At 62.9% G+C, this 24,909-nt stretch carries 20 protein-coding genes and 1 pseudogene; 11 read left to right on the top strand and 10 right to left on the bottom strand.

The window, feature by feature from the left end:
• Positions 1–5 precede the first annotated feature (5 nt).
• Positions 6–1,661: an alpha-amylase family glycosyl hydrolase gene (locus ACMHLQ_RS08160; protein ID WP_415404282.1), complete on the top strand. Its 1,656-nt coding sequence runs from the start codon at positions 6–8 to the stop codon at positions 1,659–1,661.
• A gap of 52 nt (positions 1,662–1,713) precedes the next feature.
• Entirely contained in the window at positions 1,714–2,802 is a 1,089-nt protein-coding gene (locus ACMHLQ_RS08165) for an ABC transporter ATP-binding protein (protein WP_415404283.1), read from the top strand.
• Between the two features lie 11 nt (positions 2,803–2,813).
• On the opposite strand, the gene ACMHLQ_RS08170 is transcribed toward ACMHLQ_RS08165, so the two are convergent.
• Positions 2,814–4,016 (bottom strand): ROK family transcriptional regulator, encoded by a 1,203-nt coding sequence (locus tag ACMHLQ_RS08170; protein WP_415404284.1) that lies wholly within the window; start codon positions 4,014–4,016, stop codon positions 2,814–2,816.
• 150 nt (positions 4,017–4,166) lie between these two features.
• On the opposite strand from ACMHLQ_RS08170, the gene ACMHLQ_RS08175 reads away from it, so the two are divergent.
• The 6 genes from ACMHLQ_RS08175 to ACMHLQ_RS08200 all read left to right on the top strand — a co-directional run bounded on the left by ACMHLQ_RS08175 (position 4,167) and on the right by ACMHLQ_RS08200 (position 9,395).
• A complete protein-coding gene (locus ACMHLQ_RS08175; RefSeq protein WP_415404285.1) occupies positions 4,167–5,186 on the top strand; it encodes a sugar ABC transporter substrate-binding protein in 1,020 nt (339 codons plus the stop codon).
• 173 nt (positions 5,187–5,359) lie between these two features.
• Positions 5,360–6,427 (top strand): ABC transporter permease, encoded by a 1,068-nt coding sequence (locus ACMHLQ_RS08180; RefSeq protein WP_415404286.1) that lies wholly within the window; start codon positions 5,360–5,362, stop codon positions 6,425–6,427.
• Positions 6,427–7,194: an ATP-binding cassette domain-containing protein gene (locus tag ACMHLQ_RS08185; protein ID WP_415404287.1), complete on the top strand. Its 768-nt coding sequence runs from the start codon at positions 6,427–6,429 to the stop codon at positions 7,192–7,194. The genes ACMHLQ_RS08180 and ACMHLQ_RS08185 overlap by 1 nt, the downstream gene beginning before the upstream one ends.
• A gap of 1 nt (position 7,195) precedes the next feature.
• Positions 7,196–7,813, top strand: coding sequence for a nucleoside/nucleotide kinase family protein (locus tag ACMHLQ_RS08190; RefSeq protein ID WP_415404288.1), 618 nt, complete (start codon positions 7,196–7,198; stop codon positions 7,811–7,813).
• Positions 7,810–8,724: a carbohydrate kinase family protein gene (locus ACMHLQ_RS08195; protein ID WP_415405252.1), complete on the top strand. Its 915-nt coding sequence runs from the start codon at positions 7,810–7,812 to the stop codon at positions 8,722–8,724. Before ACMHLQ_RS08190 ends, ACMHLQ_RS08195 begins: the two co-directional genes overlap by 4 nt.
• A gap of 5 nt (positions 8,725–8,729) precedes the next feature.
• Positions 8,730–9,395: a D-lyxose/D-mannose family sugar isomerase gene (locus ACMHLQ_RS08200; RefSeq protein ID WP_415404289.1), complete on the top strand. Its 666-nt coding sequence runs from the start codon at positions 8,730–8,732 to the stop codon at positions 9,393–9,395.
• Here the strand turns inward: ACMHLQ_RS08200 and ACMHLQ_RS08205 are convergent.
• Positions 9,382–12,786 carry an indolepyruvate ferredoxin oxidoreductase family protein gene (locus ACMHLQ_RS08205; RefSeq protein ID WP_415404290.1) on the bottom strand — a complete coding sequence of 1,135 codons (3,405 nt, stop codon included), beginning with the start codon at positions 12,784–12,786 and terminating at the stop codon, positions 9,382–9,384. The genes ACMHLQ_RS08200 and ACMHLQ_RS08205 overlap by 14 nt on opposite strands.
• Positions 12,787–12,912: 126 nt before the next feature.
• Here ACMHLQ_RS08205 and ACMHLQ_RS08210 point away from each other — a divergent pair, with 126 nt between their 5' ends.
• Entirely contained in the window at positions 12,913–13,371 is a 459-nt protein-coding gene (locus tag ACMHLQ_RS08210; protein WP_415404291.1) for an Lrp/AsnC family transcriptional regulator, read from the top strand.
• Positions 13,372–13,545: 174 nt separating this feature from the next.
• Here ACMHLQ_RS08210 and ACMHLQ_RS08215 read toward each other — a convergent pair.
• The 8 genes and pseudogenes from ACMHLQ_RS08215 to ACMHLQ_RS08250 all read right to left on the bottom strand — a co-directional run bounded on the left by ACMHLQ_RS08215 (position 13,546) and on the right by ACMHLQ_RS08250 (position 22,147).
• Positions 13,546–14,882, bottom strand: a pseudogene (locus tag ACMHLQ_RS08215) (glutamine synthetase).
• Complete coding sequence (locus ACMHLQ_RS08220; RefSeq protein ID WP_415404292.1) at positions 14,819–16,039, bottom strand: cytochrome P450; 1,221 nt, start codon at positions 16,037–16,039, stop codon at positions 14,819–14,821. Before ACMHLQ_RS08220 ends, ACMHLQ_RS08215 begins: the two are co-directional and overlap by 64 nt.
• A complete protein-coding gene (locus ACMHLQ_RS08225; RefSeq protein ID WP_415404293.1) occupies positions 16,036–16,749 on the bottom strand; it encodes a type 1 glutamine amidotransferase in 714 nt (237 codons plus the stop codon). The genes ACMHLQ_RS08220 and ACMHLQ_RS08225 overlap by 4 nt, the downstream gene beginning before the upstream one ends.
• A gap of 47 nt (positions 16,750–16,796) precedes the next feature.
• Entirely contained in the window at positions 16,797–17,729 is a 933-nt protein-coding gene (locus ACMHLQ_RS08230; protein ID WP_415404294.1) for a Bug family tripartite tricarboxylate transporter substrate binding protein, read from the bottom strand.
• A 33-nt stretch (positions 17,730–17,762) separates the two neighbouring features.
• On the bottom strand, positions 17,763–19,253 hold the full coding sequence (locus ACMHLQ_RS08235; protein ID WP_415404295.1) for a tripartite tricarboxylate transporter permease: 1,491 nt from the start codon (positions 19,251–19,253) through the stop codon (positions 17,763–17,765).
• 1 nt (position 19,254) lies between these two features.
• Complete coding sequence (locus tag ACMHLQ_RS08240) at positions 19,255–19,941, bottom strand: tripartite tricarboxylate transporter TctB family protein (protein ID WP_415404296.1); 687 nt, start codon at positions 19,939–19,941, stop codon at positions 19,255–19,257.
• 50 nt (positions 19,942–19,991) lie between these two features.
• A complete protein-coding gene (locus tag ACMHLQ_RS08245; protein WP_415404297.1) occupies positions 19,992–21,350 on the bottom strand; it encodes an aminotransferase class III-fold pyridoxal phosphate-dependent enzyme in 1,359 nt (452 codons plus the stop codon).
• Entirely contained in the window at positions 21,347–22,147 is an 801-nt protein-coding gene (locus tag ACMHLQ_RS08250) for an IclR family transcriptional regulator (protein ID WP_415404298.1), read from the bottom strand. Before ACMHLQ_RS08250 ends, ACMHLQ_RS08245 begins: the two co-directional genes overlap by 4 nt.
• A gap of 89 nt (positions 22,148–22,236) precedes the next feature.
• On the opposite strand from ACMHLQ_RS08250, the gene hpaE reads away from it, so the two are divergent.
• Both hpaE and hpaD read left to right on the top strand, forming a co-directional pair.
• On the top strand, positions 22,237–23,748 hold the full coding sequence (gene hpaE, locus ACMHLQ_RS08255; RefSeq protein ID WP_415404299.1) for a 5-carboxymethyl-2-hydroxymuconate semialdehyde dehydrogenase: 1,512 nt from the start codon (positions 22,237–22,239) through the stop codon (positions 23,746–23,748).
• A 104-nt stretch (positions 23,749–23,852) separates the two neighbouring features.
• Positions 23,853–24,833: a 3,4-dihydroxyphenylacetate 2,3-dioxygenase gene (hpaD, locus tag ACMHLQ_RS08260; protein ID WP_415404300.1), complete on the top strand. Its 981-nt coding sequence runs from the start codon at positions 23,853–23,855 to the stop codon at positions 24,831–24,833.
• The last annotated feature ends 76 nt before the right edge of the window (positions 24,834–24,909 follow it).

Consider the following 24,909-nt stretch of genomic DNA (forward strand, 5'->3'; position numbering starts at 1 on the left):
GATAGATGAACAAACAGGCGGATTTCGACATGGTGCGCACTCTTGTGGCCGACAAGGACTGGTGGCGCGGGGCGGTGATCTATCAGATCTACCCCCGCAGCTTTCAGGACAGCAATGGGGACGGGATTGGTGATCTGAACGGGATCACCTCGCGCCTGCCCTATGTCGCGTCGCTGGGTGTCGATGCCATCTGGATTTCGCCGTTCTTCACGTCACCGATGAAGGATTTCGGCTATGACGTGTCGGACTATTGCGGGATCGACCCGATGTTCGGCACCATGTCGGATTTCGACGCCATGGTCGAAACAGCCCACGCGCTCGGCCTGCGGGTGATGATCGACCTCGTGCTGTCGCACACCTCGGATCAGCACCCCTGGTTCAAGGAAAGCCGCGCAAGCCGCGACAATGACAAGGCCGACTGGTTCGTCTGGTCCGACCCGCGCGATGACGGCACGCCGCCCAACAACTGGCTGTCGATCTTTGGCGGGTCTGCCTGGCAATGGGATGGACGGCGCGAGCAGTACTACCTGCACAATTTCCTCGTGGAACAGCCCGACCTCAATTTCCACTGTCCCGCCGTGCAGGATGCGCTGCTGGACGTGGTGCGGTTCTGGCTGGATCGCGGTGTGGACGGCTTCCGCCTCGACACGATCAACTTCTATGTCCACGACAAGCAACTGCGCAGCAACCCGGCCCTGCCCAAGGATCAGCGCGACGCGACCATCGCGCCCAGCGTGAACCCCTATAACCACCAACTGCACCTCTATTCCAAGAACCAGCCGGAAAACCTCGACTTCCTCGAGCGGTTCCGCGGTGTTCTTGAAGAATACGATGCCGCCGCTGCGGTGGGCGAGGTCGGCGATGCCCAGATGGGCCTCGAGATCATGGGCGAGTACACGACCGGCGATGATCGCATCCACATGTGCTACAGCTTTGAATTGCTGTCGGCCACGATGCCCACCGCCGCCCGCTTTGAGAAGGTGATGGGCGATGTGGACCGGTTGGTCAGCGATGGCTGGGCTTGCTGGGCGTTTTCCAACCACGACGTCCAACGCCACATGACCCGGTGGAACCTGTCGGATGCTGCGGCGCGCGCGCTGTCCACGCTGATGATGTGCCTGCGCGGCTCGACCTGCATCTACCAGGGCGAGGAATTGGGCCTGCCCGAGGCGGACGTGGCGTTCGAAGACCTCCAAGACCCCTACGGGATCGAATTCTGGCCCGAGTTCAAGGGCCGCGACGGGTGCCGCACACCGATGGTGTGGGAACCGTCCAACCGCGATGCGGGGTTCACCACCGGTGCGCCCTGGCTGCCCGTCAGCCCGGATCACCTGCACAGCTCGGTCGCCAGCCAGGAAAGCGATCCGACCTCGCTGCTCAACCACTACCGCAAGGCCATTGCGCTCAGAAACACGCACAAAGCGCTGCAAAAAGGCGACCATGATGCGGTCAAGGCGACGGGTGACGTGGTCTACTTCACCCGGATGCATGAGGATCAGTCGATCTTTTGTGCGGTCAACCTCAGCGACACACCCACAACACACCCGATGCCCGAGGGCACATGGGTGACGATCGCGGCGGAACTGGGCAGCAACGCGCCCGGCGCGGACGGCAAACTGCATTTGGGACCATGGCAAGTCGCCCTGGCGCTCAAGACATAAACGGAAACAAGCAGCGTCCGATCCAGCGGGCGCATTTTGGGAGGGAACAACCATGGCCGATCTGAAACTGACGGATGTTGCCAAGACCTATGGCGGCACGGTTGATGTGCTCAAGAACATCAACCTCGACATCGAAAAGGGCGAGTTGATCGTCTTTGTCGGGCCATCCGGCTGCGGCAAGTCGACCTTGCTGCGCATGATTGCGGGGCTGGAAAAGATTTCGGGCGGGACGCTGGAAATCGACGGCACTGTCGTCAATGACGTACCCCCGGCCCAGCGCGGCATCGCGATGGTGTTCCAATCCTACGCGCTTTACCCGCACATGACGGTGCGCGACAACATGACCTTTGCCCTCAAGCTGGCCAAGAAGTCGCCCGAAGAAATCAACGCCGCCGTCGACAAGGCCGCGCGTATCCTGCAACTGGAACCCTATCTGGACCGTCTGCCCAAGGCGCTGTCAGGTGGCCAGCGTCAGCGGGTGGCCATTGGTCGTTCCATCGTGCGCGATCCAAAGGTGTACCTGTTCGACGAACCGCTTTCGAACCTCGATGCGGCCCTGCGTGTCGCCACGCGGATCGAGATTGCGCAGCTGAAGGAATCCATGCCCGACAGCACGATGATCTACGTCACCCACGACCAGGTCGAAGCGATGACACTGGCCAGCCGCATCGTCGTGCTGGCCAACAAGGGCATCGCGCAGGTCGGCACACCGCTGGAACTGTACGAGCGTCCCCAGAACGAATTCGTCGCCCAGTTCATCGGCTCTCCGGCCATGAACCTGTTGCCGGGCGAGATCGTGGAAACAGGCGCGCAGACCAAGGTGAAGATGGCCAACGGCTCGGTCATCGCCTCTGATGTGCCCACCACGGATGCCGACAAGGGCCTCAAGGTCAATGTTGGCGTGCGTCCCGAAGACATGGTGGCTACTGACGGCGATGCGATCTTTGAAGGGGTTGTGGATTTCACCGAAGCCCTGGGCGAGGTCACGATCCTCTATTTCCACGCGGATGGAGACGCTGCCCCGGTGCTGGCCAAGATGGCGGGCATTGTTCAGGGCCTGCGGGGCACCACGGTCAAGGTCACTGCGGACCCGGGCAAAGTGCAACTCTTTTCCAACGGCGAGTCGCTCTACTATCGTTAAGGTAACACCGTTCAGCCGTGATCGAACAACGCGGCTGAACGATCCAGCAGCAATTGGCTGATGATCGGCCCAGCCGCTGCACCGACGCCCCGCGCATTGCCCCCGATCTGCCCCTCGACCGTGACAGGGCGGATCAAGCCGCGCATGTCCTTCGTCTCTAGCCGAGCGCGCGTCATTTCCACCAGACGCGCGCGCACGGGCAAGGGCATGGCCCCATCCACCACCACCGCTTCGAAATCAATGACCGCGCAGGCCGAAACGGTCGCCAGCGCCAGCGCATCGGACGTCTGTTCCAGCCAGGGCACGACGAACCGTTCCAGATGCGTCCAGTCTTGCGGTTGGTGCCAGAGCTGGCGGGGGTCCTCGCCCGCCTCGATCAAGCGCAACTCGAGCGTCCAGATGGAGGCCAGATCGATCAGGTGACCCGGCTTGCCGGACAAGTCCGCGACCGGCAACGTCCCGAAGGCGCCCGCATTGCGCTGGTTGCCCTCGAAAACCGCGTGATCCAGCACGACGCCGCCCCCGACAAAGGCCCCCAGGAAGAAATAGACGTAGTCACGGTATTCACGCCCGATGCCAAAGATATGCTCGGCCCGGCACGCCGCCGTGGCGTCATTGACCATCTGCACAGGCAGGTCGGTGATCTTGGTCGCCTCTTCGACCATGTCCGCGTCTTTCCAGGCGGCAAACTCTTCTGCCGGGGCGCCCAGCAATTCATGCCAGTTCCACAGCTCGAACGGGGCGGCGACACCCATGCCACACAGGCGGGTGCGGATATCTTCCGGCATCTCGCCCAACAGGGTTTCGTATCCAGACCGCAGAAACGCGAACACGTTGCTGGGCAGCGGATAATCATAGGTCTCGCGCAGTTGATGCCGCACCTGCCCCAGCGCATCCAGCACAACCAGGTCGGCACTGCGCCGCCCGATCTTGAGACCGATGGAAAACACACCGTCCGGGTTCAGCGCATAGGGCACCGACGGCTTGCCAACCTTGCCCTTGACCGGCGCGCCCTTGGCCAGCAACCCATCCTGTTCCAGCTTGCGCAGGATCACCGAGGCCGTCTGCGGCGACAGCCCCGTCCGGCGCGCCAGATCACTGCCGGGCAAGCCGCCGTTGCGCTGAAGGATCGACAACAGCAAACGTTCGTTATAGGCGCGCACGCCCGTCTGATTGATCCCCCCGGACAGGCGGCGCACGTGGTCCATCGACATGAGACCGTCTCCTCTGGCCCATATCTTTACGCGCGCTAATTAATAAATCAAGTTTACTTATTAATTGACACGATTACAGAATCACGGTTCCCTAGCGTCAGTCGAACCTTGGGTTTTGACCCGGCTTGACGATAACTCTGGGAGGATATCATGAAGAAACTGCTTCTCGGCACAGCCTGTGCCTTTACTGCCACGGCTGGTGCGGCTTTTGCGGATGGCCACTCTATTTCGGCCTGCCTGATTACAAAAACAGATACAAACCCCTTCTTTGTCAAAATGCGCGAGGGCGCGACCGCCAAGGCGGAAGAGCTTGGGATTTCCCTGAACTCCTATGCGGGCAAGGTCGACGGGGACCACGAAACACAAGTGCAGGCCATCGAAACCTGCATCGCCAATGGTGCCAAGGGCATCCTGCTGACCGCATCCGACACGGCCTCTATCGTGCCGGTGGTGCAGCAGGCGCGTGATGCGGGGCTGCTGGTCATCGCGCTCGACACGCCGCTCGAGCCTATCGATTCCGCTGACATGACCTTTGCCACCGACAACTTCCTCGCTGGTGAGCTGATCGGCAAATGGGCTGCGGCGACGCTGGGCGACGCTGCTGCGGATGCCAAGATCGGCATGCTCGATTTGGCGATCAGCCAGCCCACCGTCGGCGTGCTGCGCGACCAGGGGTTCCTCACCGGTTTTGGCATCGACGTCAAAGACCCCAACAAGTGGGGGGATGAAGATGACGCGCGCATCGTTGGCAACGACGTCACCGCCGGCAACGAGGAAGGCGGGCGCCGCGCGATGGAGAACCTGCTGGCCAAAGACCCGTTCATCAACGTCGTCTACACCATCAACGAACCTGCCGCTGCTGGTGCCTATGAGGCCCTGAAGGCGATTGGCCGTGAAAACGACGTGCTTATCGTATCCGTCGATGGCGGCTGCCCCGGTGTGCAGAACGTGGCCGATGGCGTGATCGGTGCCACCTCGCAGCAATATCCGCTGCTGATGGCGTCACTCGGGATCGAGGCGATTGCCCAGTGGGCGAAGGACGGCACCAAACCTGCGGCCACGGATGGCAAGGATTTCTTTGACACCGGCGTTTCGCTGGTCACGGATCAGCCTGCCGAAGGGGTCGAAAGCATCTCGGTCGCCGAAGGCACGGAACGCTGCTGGGGGTAAATCCCTGCACCCCGGCTCTGCCGGGACAAACGCTCCGGTGGAGCGTTTGAGGGATTTACGGGCGGAGTCCCGGGTGTCGCAACTCGGGTCTCACACTCCCTGAGCATTCCAAGCTATGATCGGGGCGGGCCCGTCGTCCGCCCCCTTTTGTTGCCCCGACCAAGGAAACGCAGATGTCACAGCAAGACAATTACGAAGCGGCCGCCACCACTGCCGACGCCTCTGTCGCCGAATTCGAGGACACGCGGCGCGGGTTGGTCGGGCGCATGCAGCATACGTTGCATCAGACACCGTCGCTCGTGCCACTCATCGTCCTTGTCTTTTCCATCGCGCTCTTCGGCATATTGCTGGGTTCGCGCTTTTTCTCTCCCTTCGCCCTCACGCTGATCCTGCAACAGGTGCAGATCGTGGGTGTGCTCGCAGCGGCGCAGACGCTGATCATCCTGACGGCGGGCATTGACCTGAGTGTCGGGGCTATCGCCGTGCTGTGCACCGTTGTCATGGGCAAGGCCTCGTTCACATACGGCATCCCGCCCGCCATTTCTGTCGCCATCGGCCTCGCCGTCGGCACGACCCTCGGCGCGATCAGCGGCTGGCTGGTCAGCCGGATGAAGCTGCCCCCCTTCATCGTGACGCTGGGGATGTGGCAGATCGTGCTGGCGGCCAATTATCTCTACTCCGCCAACGAAACCATCCGCTCGCAGGACATCGTGGCCGAAGCGCCCTTCCTGCAATTCCTCGGCACCAAGCTGCAATTTGGCGGCGCCACGTTTACGCTGGGCGTCGTTCTGATGATCCTGCTTTTTGTCGGGCTCGCCTACGCGCTCCGCTCGACCGCGTGGGGGCGGCATGTCTATGCGGTGGGCGATGATCCGGAGGCTGCCGAGCTGTCCGGCGTCGATGTGCACAAGACCTACATGTCCGTCTACATGGCCGCCGGGTTCATCTGCGCGCTGGCAGGCTGGGTCATGGTGGGGCGGTTCGGCTCCATCTCGCCCTCGGCCACCACGGGCGTCATCGGCAACATCCAGGCCATCACCGCCGTTGTGATCGGGGGCATCTCGCTCTTTGGCGGGCGCGGCTCCATCGCCGGGGCGCTGTTCGGCGCGCTGATCGTGGGCGTGTTCGAACTGGGCCTGCGCATGGCCGGAGCCGACCCACAATGGACCTTCATGTTGATCGGCATGCTGATCATTGCCGCTGTGGCCGTGGATCAATGGATCCGGAAAGTGAGCGCATAATGGAACCGATCCTCAAAGCCCGCGGGCTGGTGAAACGCTATGGCAAGGTCACAGCCCTCGACCACGCCGATTTTGACCTGATGCCTGGCGAAATCCTCGCCGTCATCGGTGACAACGGGGCTGGCAAATCATCAATGATCAAGGCCGTATCGGGGGCGGTCATCCCGGATGAGGGCACTGTCTGGCTGGAAGGGCGCGAGATCAGGTTCCGCACCCCGATCGAGGCGCGGGCCGAGGGGATCGAGACGGTTTATCAGCAACTGGCCATGTCCCCCGCCCTGTCGATTGCAGACAACATGTTCATGGGGCGCGAAATCCGCAAACCGGGGATCATGGGCAAACTGCTGCGCCAGCTCGACAAACCGGCGATGGAGGCATTCGCACGAGAAAAGCTGAATGAGCTGGGCCTCGCCACGATCCAGAACATCAACCAGGCGGTCGAAAGCCTCTCGGGCGGGCAACGTCAGGGTGTGGCCGTGGCCCGTGCTGCCGCCTTCGGCTCCAAGGTGGTGATCCTGGACGAACCCACCGCCGCGCTGGGGGTCAAGGAAAGCCGCAAGGTGCTTGACCTCATCCAGGACGTGCGCAGCCGGGGCATCCCGATCATCCTGATCAGCCACAACATGCCCCACGTCTTTGAAATCGCCGACCGCATCCACGTGCACCGGCTGGGCCGCAGGCTGTGCGTCATCGATCCCAAGGATCATTCGATGTCGGACGCGGTCGCCTACATGACCGGTGCCGCCACGCCGGAGATGGCGGCCTGACATGACCCTCGACCAGATCTGCGCGCAGATCCTCGACCGCCCCCCGACCACGCACCGCCGATTGGTGGCTGTCGCGGGCCCACCTGCCAGCGGGAAAAGTACATTGGCCGATGTGATCGCCGCACGCCTGACCGCGCGGGGCGATGTGGCGACTGTGGTGCCCATGGACGGTTTTCACCTCGATGACAGGCTGCTGCACGCGGACGGAACACAGAACCGCAAAGGGGCGCCGAACACATTTGACGCGGATGGTTTTGTGCGCACGATCAAGGCGCTGCAATCCCCCGACCCGGTCGTCTTTCCCGTATTTGACCGAACGCGCGAGATCGCGATCGCAGGCGCGGGCCGTGTGCCTGCGGACTGTAAAACCGTGGTGGTCGAGGGCAATTACCTGCTGCTCGACACCGCGCCATGGAACCAGTTGCGGAACCACTGGACCTTTTCCATCGCCCTCCATCCCCCGATGGAGGTGCTGGTGGACCGGCTCAGGGCCCGCTGGGCCGAACATGGCAAACCAAATGCGCAAGCATGGATTGACACCAACGACGTGCCGAATATCACGACAGTATTGACCAAGTCGGCCCCCGCCGACGTCACATGGACGGAGACACCCACATGATCCTCTGCGCGGGCGAGGCCCTCATCGACATGATCCCGAATGCCGACGGGGCCTATACCCCCCATGTGGGCGGCGCGGTGCTCAACACCGCCGTTGCACTGGGGCGGCTGGGCGAGGATGTGGGGCTGATCACGGGCCTGTCCTCGGACCCGTTCGGCGCGATGATCGAGGCGCACCTGACCTCCAGCCACGTCGTCACCGGTGCCGCCGTGCGCAGTGCGCGCAACACCACGCTGGCCTTTGTCCATCTCGATGAGGGCAACGCCACCTACACTTTCTACGACGAAGACACGGCCACTCGCGCGATCCAGCCCGCCGACATGCCTGCCATCCCCGATGGAACCGAGGCACTGTTCTTTGGCGGCATCAGCCTGTGCAACCCGCCGGTCGCTGACAGCCTGCTTGATCTCGCCCTGGCGCAACCTGCCGACCGGCTGGTGATGGCCGACCCGAATATCCGCCCCAGTTTCGTCTCTGATCAGGACGGCTACCGCGCACGGCTGACCGCCCTGATCGCGCGCGCGGACATCGTGAAACTGTCGGATGACGATATTGGCTGGCTTGTGCCCGAGGGCGATCTGGCGACCAAGGCCCGCGCTGTCCTCGATATGGGCCCGCGCATGTTGCTGCTCACCGAAGGGGGCGACGGCGCCACCGCGCATCTCAAGAACGGCACTGCCGTGCGGGTCGCGGCACAAAAGGCTGAAGTTGTCGACACGGTCGGCGCAGGTGACACGTTCAACGCCGGATGCCTTGCCGCGCTGCGCCGCGCGGATGCCCTCAGCCCCGCCGCCATCGACACGCTGGGCGAAGACACCCTGACCGATATGCTCACCCTGGCCGCGCGTGCCGCCGCCATCACCGTATCCCGCGCCGGGGCCAATCCGCCCTGGGCCACAGACCTGGATTGACCGCCATGAAACGTTCCCGTGTGAATGACATCCTGGCCGAAGGGGCCGACTTCTTTGCCAAACACGGCTGGACACCTCCACCCTTTGGCCACTGGAGCCCGGATGAAATCCGCAGCGAAAAGGCCGCCCATATCCGCGACCGCCGCCTTGGCTGGGACATCACCGATTACGGGCAGGGCCGTTTCGACGAGATGGGCCTGTTTCTCTTCACCATGCGCAATGGCGATCTGTCCGAGATGGGCCAGCAGGGCGCGATGCTCTATGCCGAAAAGCTGATGATTTCCCGTCAGGATCAACTGTCGCCCATGCACCGCCATGTGCTCAAGACCGAGGACATCATCAACCGCGGCGGTGCCACGCTGGTGCTCGAGCTGTTCACCTGCGACGCCGACGGCCAGATCGACCGCAAGACAGGCGTGAACGTGCTGACCGACGGCGTGCCGGTGACTCTGCCCGCGGGCGGTCACCTGAAACTGCCCGTCGGGGCCTCTGTCACCCTCACGCCGACCACTTGGCACGCCTTTTGGGGCGAGGGCGGTGATTGCCTGATCCACGAGGTTTCGACCGTCAACGATGACATGACCGACAACATCTTTGCCGACCCTATTGGCCGGTTCTCGGATATCGAGGAAGACGTGGCGCCGACACACCTGCTGGTCAGCGACTACTAGCGCGCTCCAGTGCGGCATCGGCCAACGGTTTGAGGCGGGCCACCGCCTCGGACTTGACCGGCCCGTATCCGCGAAACTCCAGTGGTGCGGCCAGGAAGGTGCGCGCCGCGTCCTCATCCGCGATGCCGCCCGCCAAACGTGCCAGCCCGTCAATGTACCAGTAGATTAAGGCGCGTTCCTCGCGCCGCTCGGCCATGTACCCGAACGGATCAGCCCAAGTGCCGCGCAGGCGCTTGCCCTTGGCCAGCAGGCGCATGGCACCCTGCATCCACGGCCCAAACCGCCGCTTGCGCGGCCTGCCCCGCGCATCATGCGCACGGGACAGCAGCGGCGGCGCCATGTGGTAGTGCACCTTGAAATCACCCTCAAACTGATTGGACAACCCTTCGACAAAGCCGGTTTGTGTATGCAGTCTCGCCACCTCGTATTCATCCTTGTAAGCCATCAGTTTGTAGAGCGCGCGGGCAGCCATCACGCGCATCTCCTCTCCAAACGCTTTGGTATGTTCATCTAGCATATCCCGGTAGCGCCGCGCATATCCCGCATCCTGATAGTCCGTCAGCAGACCAGCACGATGCGCAATGATCTCCTCAGCCGTGCGCGGCCCCTGTGGGCCGGGCGCAGCCTCAACCGCTGACGGATCATGCGCCCAGACACGCCCCAAATCAAAGGCGCGCCTGTTGGCCTCCACCGCAACACCGTTCAACTCAATCGCCTGCGTCAGGGCCACATCACTCACCGGCACCAGCCCCATCTGCCAAGCCGCCCCGAGCATCAGGACATTGGCAAAGACGGTATCGCCCAGCACCCGCTCCGCGAGCGCATTGGCATCCAGACTGCGCAGATGCTGGGCCCCGATCACCCCGGCAATCGCCGCCTCGCGCGCGTCCACCCGCAACTCAGCATCGCGGTGCAACACAATGTCACCTGTCGGCATCTCGGCACGGTTCAGCACCATCCGCGTGCCTGCGCAGTAGTGCGCGGATGCCTTGGGGGCTGAGGACACGACAACATCACAACCAATTACCGCATCTGCCGCCCCGGCCTCGATCCGCACCTGATGGATTGCCTCGGGATTGTCGGCAAGACGGATGTAGCTGAGCACCGTACCGAATTTCTGCGCAAAGCCGGTGAAATCCAGCACCGACGCCCCCCGCCCCTCGATATGCGCGGCCATGGTGATCAAGGCGCCAACGGTCACCACCCCGGTGCCACCCACGCCTGTCACCAGCAAATCAAACGGCGCATCCAGGGCAGGCAGCACAGGCGCAGGCACATCCCGCAGCAGCGCCCCAACATCCAAGCTCTCTCCCCCGGACCGTCGCCGCACTGCGCCCTCAACCGTCACGAAGCTGGGGCAAAACCCGTTCAGACAGGACATATCGCTGTTGCAGGTCGATTGATTGATCCGCCGCTTGCGCCCCAAGGGGGTCTGGATCGGCTCCACGCTCAAACAATTGCTTTCGACCGAGCAATCGCCGCAGCCCTCGCACACTTCCGGGTTGATCACGGCAAAGCGGGTCGCTGCCGCCATCTCGCCCCGCTTGCGACGGCGGCGTTTCTCGGTCGCGCAGGTCTGTTCATAGATCAGGACGGTCACGCCGGGCACATCCCGCAAGCGGCGCTGCACGTGGTCTAGATCGGCGCGGTCATGGAAACTGACGCCGGGTGGGAAGTCGGCCTGCCGGAACTTGTCGATGTCATCAGACACCAGCGCAATGCCCGCCACCCCTTCGGCATAGGACGACCACGCGATGCCATGCACGCTCACCGGCCCGTCAACAGGCTGCCCACCCGTCATGGCCACGGCATCGTTGAACAGCACCTTGTAGGTGATATTCGCCCCCGCAGCGACAGCCTGCCGCACGGCGAGAGAGCCGGAGTGATACCATGTCCCCTCCCCCAGATTCTGAAAGATATGCTTGCCCCCGTTGAACTTCGAGGTCGCCGCCCACGGCACCCCCTCGCCCCCCATCTGCGCATAGCCGCCCGTCTCTCGATCCATCCAGGACGCCATCACATGGCATCCGATGCCACTGGCCGCGCGCGACCCTTCCGGCACCTTGGTGGACGTGTTGTGCGGACAGCCCGAGCAGAAGTAAGGCGTGCGCGTGGCCCCTGCGACATTCAGCAGCACCGGCGGGTCCTGCAAGGTACGCGCCCGCGCGGGCAGGTCCAGATCGGGCACAAAGGGGTGCAGACGCGCCGCCACCAGCGGGGCCAGCATTTTGGGGCTCAACTCTCCGGTCCAGGGCACCAGCGGCGCGCCCGTCTCGTCCTGCTTGCCCACCATACGATCGGGTATGTCCCGCGGCAGGTCATAAAACGCCTCTTTCAACTGGCTCTCGATGATCCCGCGCTTTTCCTCGATCACCATGACTTCGGTCTTGCCGCGCACAAAGGCGCGCGCATCCTGGCGCGCCAGCGGCCAGACCATGCCAACCTTGTAGACGTCGATGCCCTGCGCGCGGCATGTGTCGGCATCCAGCCCCAGCAGGCGCAGCGCCTCCATCAAGTCCAGATGCCCCTTGCCCGTGGTGACAAAGCCGAACCGTGCGTCGGGCACGCCATAGACACAGCGATCAATCGGGTTCGCCCCGACAAAGGCGCGCACGGCCTCCAGCTTGTGCCCCATCCGCGCCTCGATCTCGGGGCTGGGCAGATCCGATGGGCGGATGTGCAAACCACCGGGCGGGGCGGTAAAATCCGGCTGGGTAAATGCAGGCTCGGGTGGCAACAAGACTGACGCACCGCTTTCCACAGTTTCCGAAATCGCCTTGAAGCCGACCCAGGTCCCGGAAAATCGGCTGAGCGCGAGGCCGTATGCCCCGAAACTCAAGTACTCTGCCACGTTGGCCGGGTTCAGCGTGGGCATGAACCAGGTCATGAACGCCACATCCGACTGGTGCGGCATGGACGAGGATACGCAGCCATGATCATCCCCCGCAACCACCAGCACGCCGCCCAAGGGTGAGGACCCATAGGCGTTGCCATGGCGCAGCGCATCGCCCGACCGGTCCACCCCCGACCCCTTGCCGTACCACATGGAAAACACGCCCTCATGGGTGCAGTCGGGGTCAAGGACCGCCTGCTGCGCGCCCAAAACGGCGGTGGCACCAAGGTCTTCGTTCACGGCAGGCAGGAACGTGATCTCAGCCGCCTTTGTCCTGGCCCGCTCGCGCCATAACTCCAGGTCGAGCCCGCCGAGCGGAGAGCCGCGATAGCCCGACACGAACCCCGCCGTGTGCCGCCCTGCCGCCCGATCCCGCCGCGCCTGATCCAGCATGATGCGCACCAGCGCCTGCGTGCCGGTCAGAAACACGCGCCCCTCGGTACGCTCATACCGGTCCTCAAGGCGATAGGGGTCGAAACGGTGGCTGGCATCGGACATCTGGCGTGCTCCTTTACGCTCAGTATCCATCGATATTGGTGGATGATGCGTTCAAATCAACCGCTTGTTGATGTGTACATCGAACGGTTGTTTCACATATCCATTAAATGTGGATAAAATCACCGCATGACCCTCGACTCACGTGACCACGCTCTCTTGCGCCATCTTCAGGCCGACAGCCGCATATCCAACGCCGATCTGGCGGACAAGGTCGGCATGTCCGCCTCTGCCTGCTGGCGCCGCGTGCGCAGCCTCGAAGAGGCGGGCGTCATCGACCGCTACGGTGCCATCCTGAACCCGCGCGCCGCCGGGCTTACCTTTCAGGCCATCGTGCACGTGCAACTGACCCGCCACAGCGAGGATGATCTGGCAGCCTTCATTCGCGGAGTCACCACCCGGCCCGAAGTGGCCGAATGCTATGCCACAACGGGGCAGTCCGACTACCAAATGCGAGTGCTTTGCCGCGATCTGGATGCCTATAACGCGTTCCTCGACACATTCCTGTTCCGCCTGCCTGCCGTGGCCAGCGCCCAAACCAACGTGGTTCTGCGCGAGATCAAGGTGAACAAAGGCCTCGCGCTCTGAAAGGGGCGCAGACCACCCTTCTCTGTTCGGAAAAATCCCGGGGAGGCCAAAGGCCGGGGGCAGAGCCCCCTCAAAAATAGTGTCGCCGCAAGGCGTCTGCAGGATCACGCCAGGTTTCGACAAACCTTTGTGAAAAATCGGCAAATCACCTCAAATCTGCCAACAGGTGCCTCATCACACAAACGGCAGATAGTAATCTCGCACCTCATCCACAGACTTGCCCGACAACCGCTTCCACTCGTCCTGCTTGAGAAAGATGAGGGCGTCGCAAATCTCTTCCCCCACAGCCTCCCGCAACGGCTTGTCCCTGTCCAGCGCATCCAGCGCCTTGTCGAGTGCCGAGGGCACATGCCGCGTCGCTCGCACGTTCTCCAACCCGTCCAGATCCTCGGCCGCAGGCAGATCATAGCCCTGCTCCACCCCCAGCAAGGCCGCCTGCAACACCGCAGCCACGGCAAGGTACGGATTGGTCGCACAATCTGCCATCCGATGCTCCAACCGCGCCGACCGGGGGAGGTTACACAAGACCGCGTTGTCACCAGACGATGATCATCCGCCCAGTTCGCCCAATACCCGGCCATCGATGCAGGCCCCAAGCGGTCATAGCTGTTCACGGTCATCGCCAGCAGCCCGGCGAGACCCTCGTGGTGATGGATCAGGCCCGCCATGCACCCCTTGGCGACATCCGACAGCACCCCATCCGGCGCAATCACATTGCCGCCCTGCGCATCAGCAAAGCTGAAATTGATGTGGAGGCCCGACCCGCCCCGATCCGGGATCGGCTTGGGCAGAAAGGTCAGCAGCAAGTCCATGTCCGCCGCGACCTCACGCGCCATAGCCTTGAAAAGAAACGCATTATCACAAGCGGCCAAAGCATCGTCGAACTTCAGCGTCAACTCGAACTGCCCGCTGTCATATTCGCCGTTCATCGACTCGATGGGCAGGCCCGCCGCCTCTGCCGTCATCCAGAGCGCATTCATCAACCCGTTCGGATCGTTCTGCGGACCGGTGCCATAAACAAACGCGCCGGGTGTGTCATAAGGCACCCACACGCCGTCCGCGTCCTGCTGGAACACATAGGCTTCCAGTTCCAGGCCCACCATGGGCGACAGTCCCTTCGCCTCCCAAGCCGCCACGGCTGCCTGCAAGCGGCCGCGCGCGCACAGGCCAAAGGGCGCGCCGTCCACATGCAAGGTGCCCAGCGCAATCTCGGAGTCCTGCTGCCAATCCGGGCGACGCAGATCATCCAGCACCAGCTCCATATCCGGGATGCCGTCAAACACCCCCGCGCCGGGCACCGGGATCAGGTCGCGATCAAAGGTCGTGCCAAACACGCCGCGGGCAAATCCGATGCCGCCCGCCGCAGCCACATCCGAGGGGACGTATTTGCCCCGTGGCAGGTTCAGCAGATCACAAAACAGGGCGCGGGTGCGTTGGGTCATGTCGGTCACTTCAAGGTTGGGCGCAGGGTCAGCGATTTGACCCCGCAGATGAAATTTGAACGGGTCCATGTGGGGGCGTCAACCGCCTCCAAGCCGCTGATCCGGCTGGCCAACTCCTGCAACACGCATTTCAGCTCCAGCTTGGCCAGCCACATGCCCAGGCACACATGCGGACCGCCTTGGCCAAAGGCCACATGGCGGTTCGGGCTGCGATCCAGCCGGGCGGTGTGGGGGTCATCAAACACAGCCTCATCGCGACTGCCGGATACGAACCACATCAGCACCTTGTCCCCTGTGCGGATGGTCTGACCATGCATTTCCACATCCCGCGTCGCGGTACGGCGAAAGTGCAAGGTGGGCGAGGCGAGGCGGATGAACTCATCCGCGCAACTGTCCCATACAGCGCCCGACTGCAAGTGGCCCAGCAGTTCCTTTTGTTGGGTCAGCAACCACAGCGCCATGGCGATGGAATAGCGCGTCGTGTCATTGCCCGCGGCTACCAGCAGGCAAAAGAAGTTCTTGAAATCCTGCCCCGCCATCGCGCCATCCTCGGCCCGCAAGACCCGCGCCAGAATGCCAGCCTCATCAATGGCGCGTGCCCCATTCAGGATGTCATCGGCATAATCATACAACTCCACCCCGGCCGGAGAGCGGAAGGGCATCATCCGGTAAGCGTCGGTATCGACCTTGTCGATCACGGTGTCGGTGAAATCGGGGTCGGTGTTGCCAATCAGCGCATCACCGCGTTCGACCAGCCAATCGAGGTCACCTTCGGGCACACCCAGAATGCGGCCCAGCATCAGCATGGGCAGACGCTTGGCAATCAGATCGATGCCGTCGAATTCGGTGTGCTCCAACGCTTGCGCGACGATGTCACGGGCCAGCTCGCGGATCAGCGGCTCGAACCCGGCCATGACGGGTTTGGCAAAGGCGGGATTAACGGTGCGGCGCGTCGCCGAATGCTCAGGCGGGTCCGTTTCCTGAAAGGTGCGGCGGGCGAGGTATTCTTCGCGGCTCTGATCTTCGATCCGGATTCCTTGAGCGCTGGAAAACGTTGTCGGGTCCTTCTGCGCGGCCATGATGTCGGCGTAGCGGGTCAGCGACCAGAATCCCTTTTGCCCAGCGAAATCCGGGGTCCAGTGCAGCGGCGCATCCCTGCGCATTTTCGCAAATGTGTCGTGCGGCACCCCGTCGACAAAGCTGTCGTGATCAGCGAGGTTTTTCATAGGGTTCCCCCGAAAAAGCGCGTGGCCCATTGGGCAAACACCGCCCCGTCATGGGCCCGCTCCAGCGTGGACTCGGCCCCGGCAATCTCTGCGGCGCTCAGATGCGGCTTGGTATAGTCCAGCACGCAGCGCATGAACGGGTCGGTGAATTCGGGATGGGCCTGCGTTGTAAAGATGTGGCGCCCCTTGGTGAACCCGGCCAGCGCGCAATTGGGCGAACTGGCATAGGGCGCACAATCGCCCGGCAGGGCCGTCACCCCGTCATGGTGAAACTGGTAGAGGTTCAGCGCCTCGCGCCCCGGTGTCATCCACGGCATCGTGCCGGTCATGGTCATGTGATCGACACCGATGTTCCAATCCTGCCGCTTGACCTGCCCACCCAGGGCAACCGCAATCGCCTGATGACCAAAGCAGGCACCGAGCAGGGGTTTACGCGCCGCGTCACAGCGGCGGATGAAGTCATAGAGCGCTGGCAAAAACGCCAGATCGTCTAAGACGCTCAGCGGAGAGCCGGTGATCAGATAGGCGTCCTGTTCGGCTACGTCGGCAGGCACTTCGCCGCCGATGGTCATGTAGACGCGATAGGTAAACCGTTGATCCTGCGCATCAAAAAGGTCGCGAAACCGGTGGGCATCATCAGGAAAGGCATCGCCCACCTCGACCGACCGGTCGTGGTTCACTTGCAGGATTCCGAGCTTCAAACGAGACATGGCGTGACCTTTGTAATGGGGGGCGGCACGAACCGCCCCCGCTGGTTTCAGCGGCCCAGGATCTCGTTGATCTCCGCCGATTTGGCGCGATCCGCTTCGATCCGCGCCTGCGCCTCTGCCTGACCCTGCCAGTAGACGGCGGCCCCGGTCTCGGCCATCAACTGTTGTGCTTCTTCGGACGCCATGGTTTCGGCGGCGACGGCAGCGATGGTGTCGATCACCTCTTGCGGTGTGCCCTTGGTCACGAACAGCCCGTTCCAGAGTTCGACATCGTTGACGCCGGATTGGGCCGCGATGGTCTCGACCCCGTCCAGCTTGGCGATGGGCTCTGCGCCGATATTGCCCAGCACGTTGATGTCATCGAGGCAAGGCTCGATCAGCGCCAGCGTCGTGTTGATCACATCCGCATCGCCGGAGGACAGCGTGTTGCAGTCCAGCAGGTCAAACGCGCTGTCGTCAGCAAACTCGAAGTCCATCTTGACCGCCGCCGCCATGGACACCGCCGTGGGCGTCAGACCCGCGCCGAAATGGCCCAGAACGACGTCGTTGTCCTGCGCATGCGCGGCCAGTTCCGCCATGTTGGAATAGGGCGCATCGCCTGATGCAGCCAACACAAACGGGTAGGTCAGAAAGATGCCGACGGGCACGAAACTGTCCTCTTCGATGCCGATGTCGATCTTGGGGCCGACAATCGGCACGCCGATCACGAACGAGCCGATGACCGACCCGTCATTGGGCGCGTTCAGCACCTCGAGCGCGCCGGGGAATGGGCCATCCCCGCCGCCAGGACGGTTGACCACGGACGCAGGCTGGCCCGTCGCCTCGGCCATATCGGCAGCAATCATGCGCGTCAGGATGTCCTCGAAATCACCGGGGGGCCACGGCACGATGAACTGCACGGGACCCGTGGGGTATTCGGCCAGCGCGGGGCCGGTTAGTGCGGCCAAGGCAAAGGCCGCTGATGTCAAAAGCTTTTTCATGTGTACTCTCCCTGAGTTTGTTTTGCTTTTGGGTTAGTGTTCGAACCTCTTCGTGCGGAGGCTTTGCGTGATCGTGACACCAATCACGATCAGGATGACAACAAAAAGTGTGCCGGACACGGGCCGGTTGACCAGATCGAATACGGTTTTGATCTGCCCGGCCCCGGCTGTCAGTTTTTCAATCATGATGGAGCCAAGGACGAGGCCCAGCACGATGGGCACCAGCGGCCAGTCAAGGCGGCGCAGGATGAACCCGAGAAACCCGAACCCGGCAGCAAACATCGCGTCGGTAAAGGAATTGCGGATCGAAAAGACCCCGACAAAGGACAGGATCAGGATAAACGCGCCCAGCAATCGGTTGGGGATATAGATGATCCGCGCGATCCATTTCGTGGATACGAGCAGCGTAACGACCACCAGCACATTGATGATCAACAGCGCGATGAACAGCGAGAACAGGAAGTCCGGGTTGTTATCGAAGATGTCCGGCCCGGGTTTGATACCCGCATCAAAGAACACGACCATCATCATGGCCGTCAGCGCCTCGCCCGGCACGCCCAGCGCCAGAAGGGGCACCATGGCAGCGGCGGGCACGGCGTTGTTACTGGCTTCTGACGCGATCAAGCCGTCTGGCGCACCGCGCCCGAACTTGCCCGGATCGCGCGAAATTGCCCGCGCGGTGGAGTAGCTGAAGAACTGCGCCACGAACTCGCCCACACCGGGGATGATGCCCATAATCGTGCCATAGCCCGCGCTGATTGCGGCAACGGCGGGATGTTTGCGCAACTCGCCAAAGCCGCGCAAAAGGCCCCCCTTCAGCCGCGCCTCGGGCGGGTCGGCATCCTTGCCCGTCAGCAGGAACAGGGCTTGGGAAATCGCAAAAATGCCCACGATGACTACGATCAGATTAAACCCGGGATAGAGGTATTCGATGTCGAACGTATAACGGTCGATCTGTTTCAGCGACTGCCGCCCGATCAGCGCGATCAGGAAACCAAGGCCAAACAGCAGCGCCGCAATCCCCATCGTCTTGCGGTGCGCTGCAATCAGCAGAACCGCCCCCAGGGCGGCGGCCATGAAGATGTCGCGCTGCCCGAACAGCGCACCCAGATCGCGCAGGTATGGGCCGAACAGCATGAGCGCGCCAAGGCCGAGCAGGATGGAAAAGCAGCCCCCGAAAAACGATGCGGCATAGGCCAGCGACAGGCCCCGCGCGGCCTCTCCGCGCCGCGTCATGGCATAGCCGTCATAGGTGGTCAGCGCGTTCACAGGCGTGCCCGGCGTGTTGATCAGGATCGCCGGGATCGCACCGCCGTACATGGATGACCCATAGACGCCGAGCAGGAGTACTAGGCTGACCAGATCGTCCAGAAACACAGTGGCCGGCAACAGGATCGCGATGGCGATGGCGGGGCCGATGCCCGGCACTGCCCCTATGGCCAGCCCCCCAACAGACCCGATGAGGATGGCGATCAGCACGGGCCAGCTGGCCAGGTTGTCGAGGCCTGTCCAGAACGCCTCCATCCTAGAACCACACCTGCATGAAGGTTTCGATCCGCTGGGGCAGTTGGTCGTAGAGCCAGATGTTGACGGGCGTGCGAATCTGCAAGCCAGTGCGGAAAACCAGCACGATGGCAAAGCTGGCGGCAAGGCAGATGCCCATCCACCGCAGCCCCCGATAGCCCAAGCGCCATGGCAACAGGGTGCCCAAGAGCAGCGTGGCGACCAGATAGCCGAGGATCGGCACGATCAGCGTGTAGGCCACGAACCACGCCACGAACTCCAGTGCGCGCAGCCACTGCATCAGCTCGTAAGCCACGCCCGTCGGCTGTTTGAATCGCGCCCGCCACACCTGCGCCCGGATCGCGCCGCGCAGGTTCCACAGGGCGGCGGGCACAAGGATGGCAAGGCACAGCATCGGTGCCATCCAGCTTTGTTTCAGGATACGGCCCAGCCGTGCGGGGCGCTTGTCTGGGTCCGTGATCCCGAACTGATCCATCCAGTAGCGGGCCATGTTGGCAGGCAGCTTGCGGTCTTCCCACCCTGTCTGGGTAAAGAAAAAGATCAGGAAAAACAGGGCCAAGCCGACCATGAACAGGGAAAAGATCAAATCGCCCCGGCCACGGCGAAAGTCGTTCACATCCGCGACGTTGATCTTGCGCGCCTGGGGGCAGTGGCTGGCAAAGCCGCCCCCGACCGCCTGTGATTGCATGGGGCGATGCGGTGTTGCGCTGCTCAGCGCACGGGCGGAGGCCCGGCTTTTCACGCGGCGGCCATGGCCTTGAGGCCGGTTTCGGTCGCCGACAGGATCTTCTGCACGTGGGTTTCGTCGATGATCAGGGGCGGAGAGAAGATGGCATTGTTGCCCGACACCCGGATCATCACGCCATCCTCATAGGCCGCCTTCTGAAAGGCGAGTGGCCCGGCCTTGCCCACGGGCGTCTTGGCGGTGCGGTCACTGACCAGTTCGATCGCGCACATCAACCCTTCGCCGCGCACATCGCCGATCACATCGTAGCGGGTGGCAAGCGCTTGCAGCCCCGCTTTCAACTCGGCCCCGCGCGGGCCTGCATTCTCCCACGGCTTGATGCGCATCGTTTCCTCAACCGCAGCCACGGCAGCCGCCGCGCCAACGGGATGGCCGGAATAGGTGTATCCGCTGTCGACAGACCCTGCCCCGCTTGTGTCATCCTCGAACACCGCTGCGACATGATCGGCGATCATGACGGCGCCAAAGGGGAAATAGCCATTGGTGATCGCCTTGGCTGTGCACATCAGATCAGGTTGCACGCCCCAGTGCCGTACACCTGTGGGCGATCCCGTGCGCCCAAATGCGGTGATCACCTCATCCGCGATCAGCAGCACCCCGTGCTTGTCACAGATATCGCGCACCATGGGCATGAAACTGGGATGGGGCGGGATCACGCCGCCCGCCCCCTGCACCGGCTCCATCACAAAGGCGGCGACCGTGTTGGCCCCCTGAAACGCGATCTCGCGCTCCAGCATGCCTGCCGACAGACGCGCCAGTTCCTCGGCGCTGTCCGTGCCAAACGGGTTGCGATAGAGGTAGGGGCCGGGAATGTGGTAGCACCCGGCCATCAATGGCTCGTATGTATTGCGGAACTTGGCATTCCCGTTGACCGAAGCGCCGCCGAAGTGGGTGCCGTGGTAGCCCTTGTCGAGGCTGATGAACTTGGTCCGCGTGCCCTCGCCCCGGATGCGGTGATACTGGCGGGCCAGCTTGAGCGCGATCTCGATACTGTCGGACCCGCCCGAGGTGTAAAAGCTCCGCGCCATGCCGTCGGGGCCGAAATACTCAGCGAGCAGGTAGGCCAGTTCGATTGCCTTGTCGTTGCTGGTGCCGCGAAAGGTCGAATAGTAAGGCAGCGCCTCGAGCTGGTCCGCAATCGCCGCTTTCACGGGCGCGCAGGAGTACCCAAGGTTCACGTTCCACAAGCCGCCCACGGCGTCGATGCTGCGATGGCCATCGACATCGGTGATGTACACCCCCTCGCCCCCGGTCAGGATCGTCGGCGGATTGGCCATGCTGTCGGCTGGGTGCGCCATGGGGTGCCAAAACTGGCGGGCATTGTTTTCCTTCAGGAAATTGCTGTCCTTCATGACACGGCCCTTTCATGGCTCGGGGTCCAGATGGCTTGCACATCGGGGGGCACGGCCCCGCCCATGGCTTCGGTGATGTCGCGACCGCGCTGCATCAAAAGGCGTGCCAGCCGGGTTTCCGCCTCTTTCCCGCCCCGCCCTGTCGGGTAGGCGATGGAACATGTGGCAAAGACACGGCTCGCCGCGTCGAACACAGGGATCGCGACCGAGGACACACCGAGGCGCAGCGCATCCCGGTTGCGCGCATAACCGCGGCGGGTGATAGCACCCAATTCGTCCTTGAGAGTGTCCTTGTCTGGCGCTCCCGCGCCCGGCACCCATGTGCGTTCGTCCGCCAACGCCACATCCAACAACCCACCCGGGGAAAAGGCCAGATAGGCCTTGCCCGAAGACGTCGCAAAGAGCGGCGGCAACCCATAGGCATCAAAGCTGACGCGCACGGGGTGCTCGTGATGTTCGGCGTGATACACATCAACCAGATCGAAACCCCGAAGGCGGCTGATATGCACCAACTCCCCCGCCTCGCGGCTGAGGGCATCGACGACGGTGCGCACCATCTCGACCTCGGGCACGGTGCGCGCACGCATCCCCGCCAGCCGGGTGAGCGCCGGCCCAAGGCGATAGGCACGCGTATCGGCGTCTTGCTCCAGGTATCCGATCTGCTCTAACGCGACGAGATGCCGGTGCACGGTCGCCTTGTCCCGCCCGGTCAGGCGCTGCACATCCGACAGGCCCAGCCGCGGCTGAGCGTCCGAGAACAGATTCAGAAGGCCAAGAGCTTTTGCAATGGTCGACATGAGCAAAGCTTGACGCACCTCGTTTCACCTTGCAATATATTTTTGCATCCATTGGTTCATTATATGAACCGGCAAAAGGCCAAACGCCCATGACAGACCTCGATCACAACCTTGCCACCCTCGCCCCTCATCTCGCCCGCATTGGCGAAACGGGCATCCTCAATCACATCGCTGGGCAGGCGCAGCCGGCGGCCTCGGGTGCGTGGTTCGACACGACCTCGCCCGTGGATGACAGCCAGATCGCCCGCGTGGCGCGCAGCGATGCAGCCGATGTCGACGCCGCTGCACAGGCGGCCAAGGCGGCATTTCCAGCGTGGCGCGACATGGGTGCCGCGGATCGCAAGGCCATCCTGCACGCCATCGCCGACGGGATCGAGGCGCGAGCCGAGGAAATCGCGCTGTGCGAATGCTGGGACACCGGCCAGGCCCTGCGGTTCATGTCCAAGGCCGCCCTGCGCGGTGCCGCAAACTTCCGCTTTTTCGCCGATCGCGCACCTTCTGCGCGTGACGGTCAGGCGCTGCCTTCGCCCACATTGATGAACATCACGACCCGTGTGCCGCTTGGTCCGGTTGGCGTGATCACCCCGTGGAACACCCCCTTCATGCTGTCGACGTGGAAGATCGCGCCCGCCCTCGCCGCAGGCTGCACGGTGGTCCACAAACCTGCGGAATTCAGTCCCTGGACAGCGCGCATATTGATGGAGATCGCCGAAGAGGCGGGCCTGCCGCCCGGCGTCTGGAACCTCGTCAACGGGATGGGCGAAGAGGCGGGCAAGGCCCTGACCGAACACCCCGACATCCGCGCAATCGCCTTTGTGGGCGAGTCCAAGACCGGCTCCGCCATCATGGCCCAGGGCGCGCCAACCCTGAAACGGGTGCATTTCGAACTGGGCGGCAAGAACCCGATCGTGGTGTTTGACGATGCAGACCTGGATGCCGCACTCGATGCCGCGATCTTCATGATCTACTCGCTCAACGGCGAACGCTGTACGTCGTCATCGCGCCTGCTTGTTCAGGACACGATTGCCGATGACTTCGAGGCGAAACTCGCCGACCGCGCCAAAGCGATCAAGGTGGGCCATCCGCTGGACCCTGCCACCGAAGTCGGCCCCCTGATCCACGACATACACCGCGCCAAGGTTATGGCCAGTTTCGACACCGCCAAAGCCGAAGGCGCGACAATCGCTGCGGGCGGCACACGCGTCGGTGACACAGGCCAGTTCGTGGCGCCCACCCTTTTTACCAACGCGACAAACGACATGAGGATCGCCCAAGAGGAAATCTTTGGCCCCGTCCTCACCTCGATCCGCTTCATCACCGAAGACGAAGCGCTGCGCATCGCAAACGACACGGCCTACGGGCTCACCGGCTATATCTGGACGGCAGATGTGACACGCGCAATGCGGTTCACGGACAAGCTCGAAGCGGGCATGATCTGGGTCAACTCCGCCAATGTGCGCCACCTGCCCACACCTTTTGGCGGCATGAAAGCCAGCGGCATCGGCCGTGACGGCGGCGACTGGTCGTTCGAATTCTACATGGAGCAGAAACATATCGGGATCGCCACCGGTGACCCCAAAATCCCGCGATTGGGTGCCTGATGCTTCTTCTGACCAAAAGTGCCATGGGGAGTTTGAGGGGTGAAACCCCTCATTCCAAAACACACAGCGTGCGGCGCAGCCGCTCAATCTGACAGGACCAGACCATGCCGATCCCAGCGCCCGTCCTCTACCCGCCCTTCAACATCGTGCGGCTCAGCCATGTGGAATACAGGGTCACCGACCTCGCAGCCTCACGCGCATTCTATGTCGACACGCTGGGTCTGCAGGTCAGCCACGAAGACGCCAATGCGATCTACCTGCGCGCGATGGAGGAACGCGGGCACCACTGTGTGATCCTGACGCAAGGTGATGAGGCCAATGTCGTCCGGCTCGGGTTCAAACTCTATGACCACCCCGACCTCGACAAGGCGGCGGACTGGTTCACGGCCCAGGGCTTGCCGACGGAATGGATCGAACGCCCCTTCATGGGGCGCGTCCTGCAAACCCGGGATCCTTGGGGCGTCCCGCTGGAGTTTTATGTCGAGATGGCGCGCCTGCCGACCATCGCCCAGAAATACGCGCTTTACCGTGGTGTCAAACCGCTGCGCATCGACCACTTCAACCTATTCTCTGCAGATGTAGATGGCGCGGTCGCGTTCTACACGCAAATGGGGTTCCGCACGACCGAATACACCGAGGATGCCGAAACCGGCAAATGCTGGGCGGCGTGGATGCACCGCAAGGGCGGGGTGCACGACATCGCCTTCACCAATGGCCTGGGCCCGCGCCTGCACCACTCTGCATTCTGGGTGCCGACGCCGCTCAACATCATCGACCTGCTCGATCTGATGAGCACGACAGGCTACCGCGAGAACATCGAACGCGGCCCCGGCCGGCACGGTATCTCGAATGCGTTCTTCCTCTATGTCCGCGACCCTGACGGGCACCGGATTGAAATCTACTGTTCGGACTATCAAACCGTCGATCCCGACCACGAACCCATCAAATGGGATCTCAAGGACCCGCAGCGTCAAACGCTCTGGGGCGCGCCCGCCCCGCGCAGCTGGTTCGAGGAAGGCAGCGCATTCGACAGTATCGCAACGCAAGAGCCCCTTCTCAAAGCCCAGCCCATCGTGGCACCCTGAGGGCGGAGGACACCTCCGCCTTACGTAAGGTGCACCTTGGTGCGCCACCCCGACCGAGGAGGGGCGCGCACCCCCT

Source organism: Tateyamaria algicola (assembly GCF_047715485.1).
Classification (GTDB): Bacteria; Pseudomonadota; Alphaproteobacteria; order Rhodobacterales; family Rhodobacteraceae; genus Tateyamaria.

Excerpts from the sequence above, each read along its gene's own strand:
- ACMHLQ_RS08160 (WP_415404282.1), top strand. The coding sequence starts at position 6 with ATGAACAAACAGGCGGATTTCGACATGGTGCGCACTCTTGTGGCCGAC.
- ACMHLQ_RS08165 (WP_415404283.1), top strand. The coding sequence starts at position 1,714 with ATGGCCGATCTGAAACTGACGGATGTTGCCAAGACCTATGGCGGCACG.
- ACMHLQ_RS08170 (WP_415404284.1), bottom strand. The coding sequence starts at position 4,016 with ATGTCGATGGACCACGTGCGCCGCCTGTCCGGGGGGATCAATCAGACG.
- ACMHLQ_RS08175 (WP_415404285.1), top strand. The coding sequence starts at position 4,167 with ATGAAGAAACTGCTTCTCGGCACAGCCTGTGCCTTTACTGCCACGGCT.
- ACMHLQ_RS08180 (WP_415404286.1), top strand. The coding sequence starts at position 5,360 with ATGTCACAGCAAGACAATTACGAAGCGGCCGCCACCACTGCCGACGCC.
- ACMHLQ_RS08185 (WP_415404287.1), top strand. The coding sequence starts at position 6,427 with ATGGAACCGATCCTCAAAGCCCGCGGGCTGGTGAAACGCTATGGCAAG.
- ACMHLQ_RS08190 (WP_415404288.1), top strand. The coding sequence starts at position 7,196 with ATGACCCTCGACCAGATCTGCGCGCAGATCCTCGACCGCCCCCCGACC.
- ACMHLQ_RS08195 (WP_415405252.1), top strand. The coding sequence starts at position 7,810 with ATGATCCTCTGCGCGGGCGAGGCCCTCATCGACATGATCCCGAATGCC.
- ACMHLQ_RS08200 (WP_415404289.1), top strand. The coding sequence starts at position 8,730 with ATGAAACGTTCCCGTGTGAATGACATCCTGGCCGAAGGGGCCGACTTC.
- ACMHLQ_RS08205 (WP_415404290.1), bottom strand. The coding sequence starts at position 12,786 with ATGTCCGATGCCAGCCACCGTTTCGACCCCTATCGCCTTGAGGACCGG.
- ACMHLQ_RS08210 (WP_415404291.1), top strand. The coding sequence starts at position 12,913 with ATGACCCTCGACTCACGTGACCACGCTCTCTTGCGCCATCTTCAGGCC.
- ACMHLQ_RS08220 (WP_415404292.1), bottom strand. The coding sequence starts at position 16,039 with ATGAAAAACCTCGCTGATCACGACAGCTTTGTCGACGGGGTGCCGCAC.
- ACMHLQ_RS08225 (WP_415404293.1), bottom strand. The coding sequence starts at position 16,749 with ATGTCTCGTTTGAAGCTCGGAATCCTGCAAGTGAACCACGACCGGTCG.
- ACMHLQ_RS08230 (WP_415404294.1), bottom strand. The coding sequence starts at position 17,729 with ATGAAAAAGCTTTTGACATCAGCGGCCTTTGCCTTGGCCGCACTAACC.
- ACMHLQ_RS08235 (WP_415404295.1), bottom strand. The coding sequence starts at position 19,253 with ATGGAGGCGTTCTGGACAGGCCTCGACAACCTGGCCAGCTGGCCCGTG.
- ACMHLQ_RS08240 (WP_415404296.1), bottom strand. The coding sequence starts at position 19,941 with ATGCAATCACAGGCGGTCGGGGGCGGCTTTGCCAGCCACTGCCCCCAG.
- ACMHLQ_RS08245 (WP_415404297.1), bottom strand. The coding sequence starts at position 21,350 with ATGAAGGACAGCAATTTCCTGAAGGAAAACAATGCCCGCCAGTTTTGG.
- ACMHLQ_RS08250 (WP_415404298.1), bottom strand. The coding sequence starts at position 22,147 with ATGTCGACCATTGCAAAAGCTCTTGGCCTTCTGAATCTGTTCTCGGAC.
- hpaE (WP_415404299.1), top strand. The coding sequence starts at position 22,237 with ATGACAGACCTCGATCACAACCTTGCCACCCTCGCCCCTCATCTCGCC.
- hpaD (WP_415404300.1), top strand. The coding sequence starts at position 23,853 with ATGCCGATCCCAGCGCCCGTCCTCTACCCGCCCTTCAACATCGTGCGG.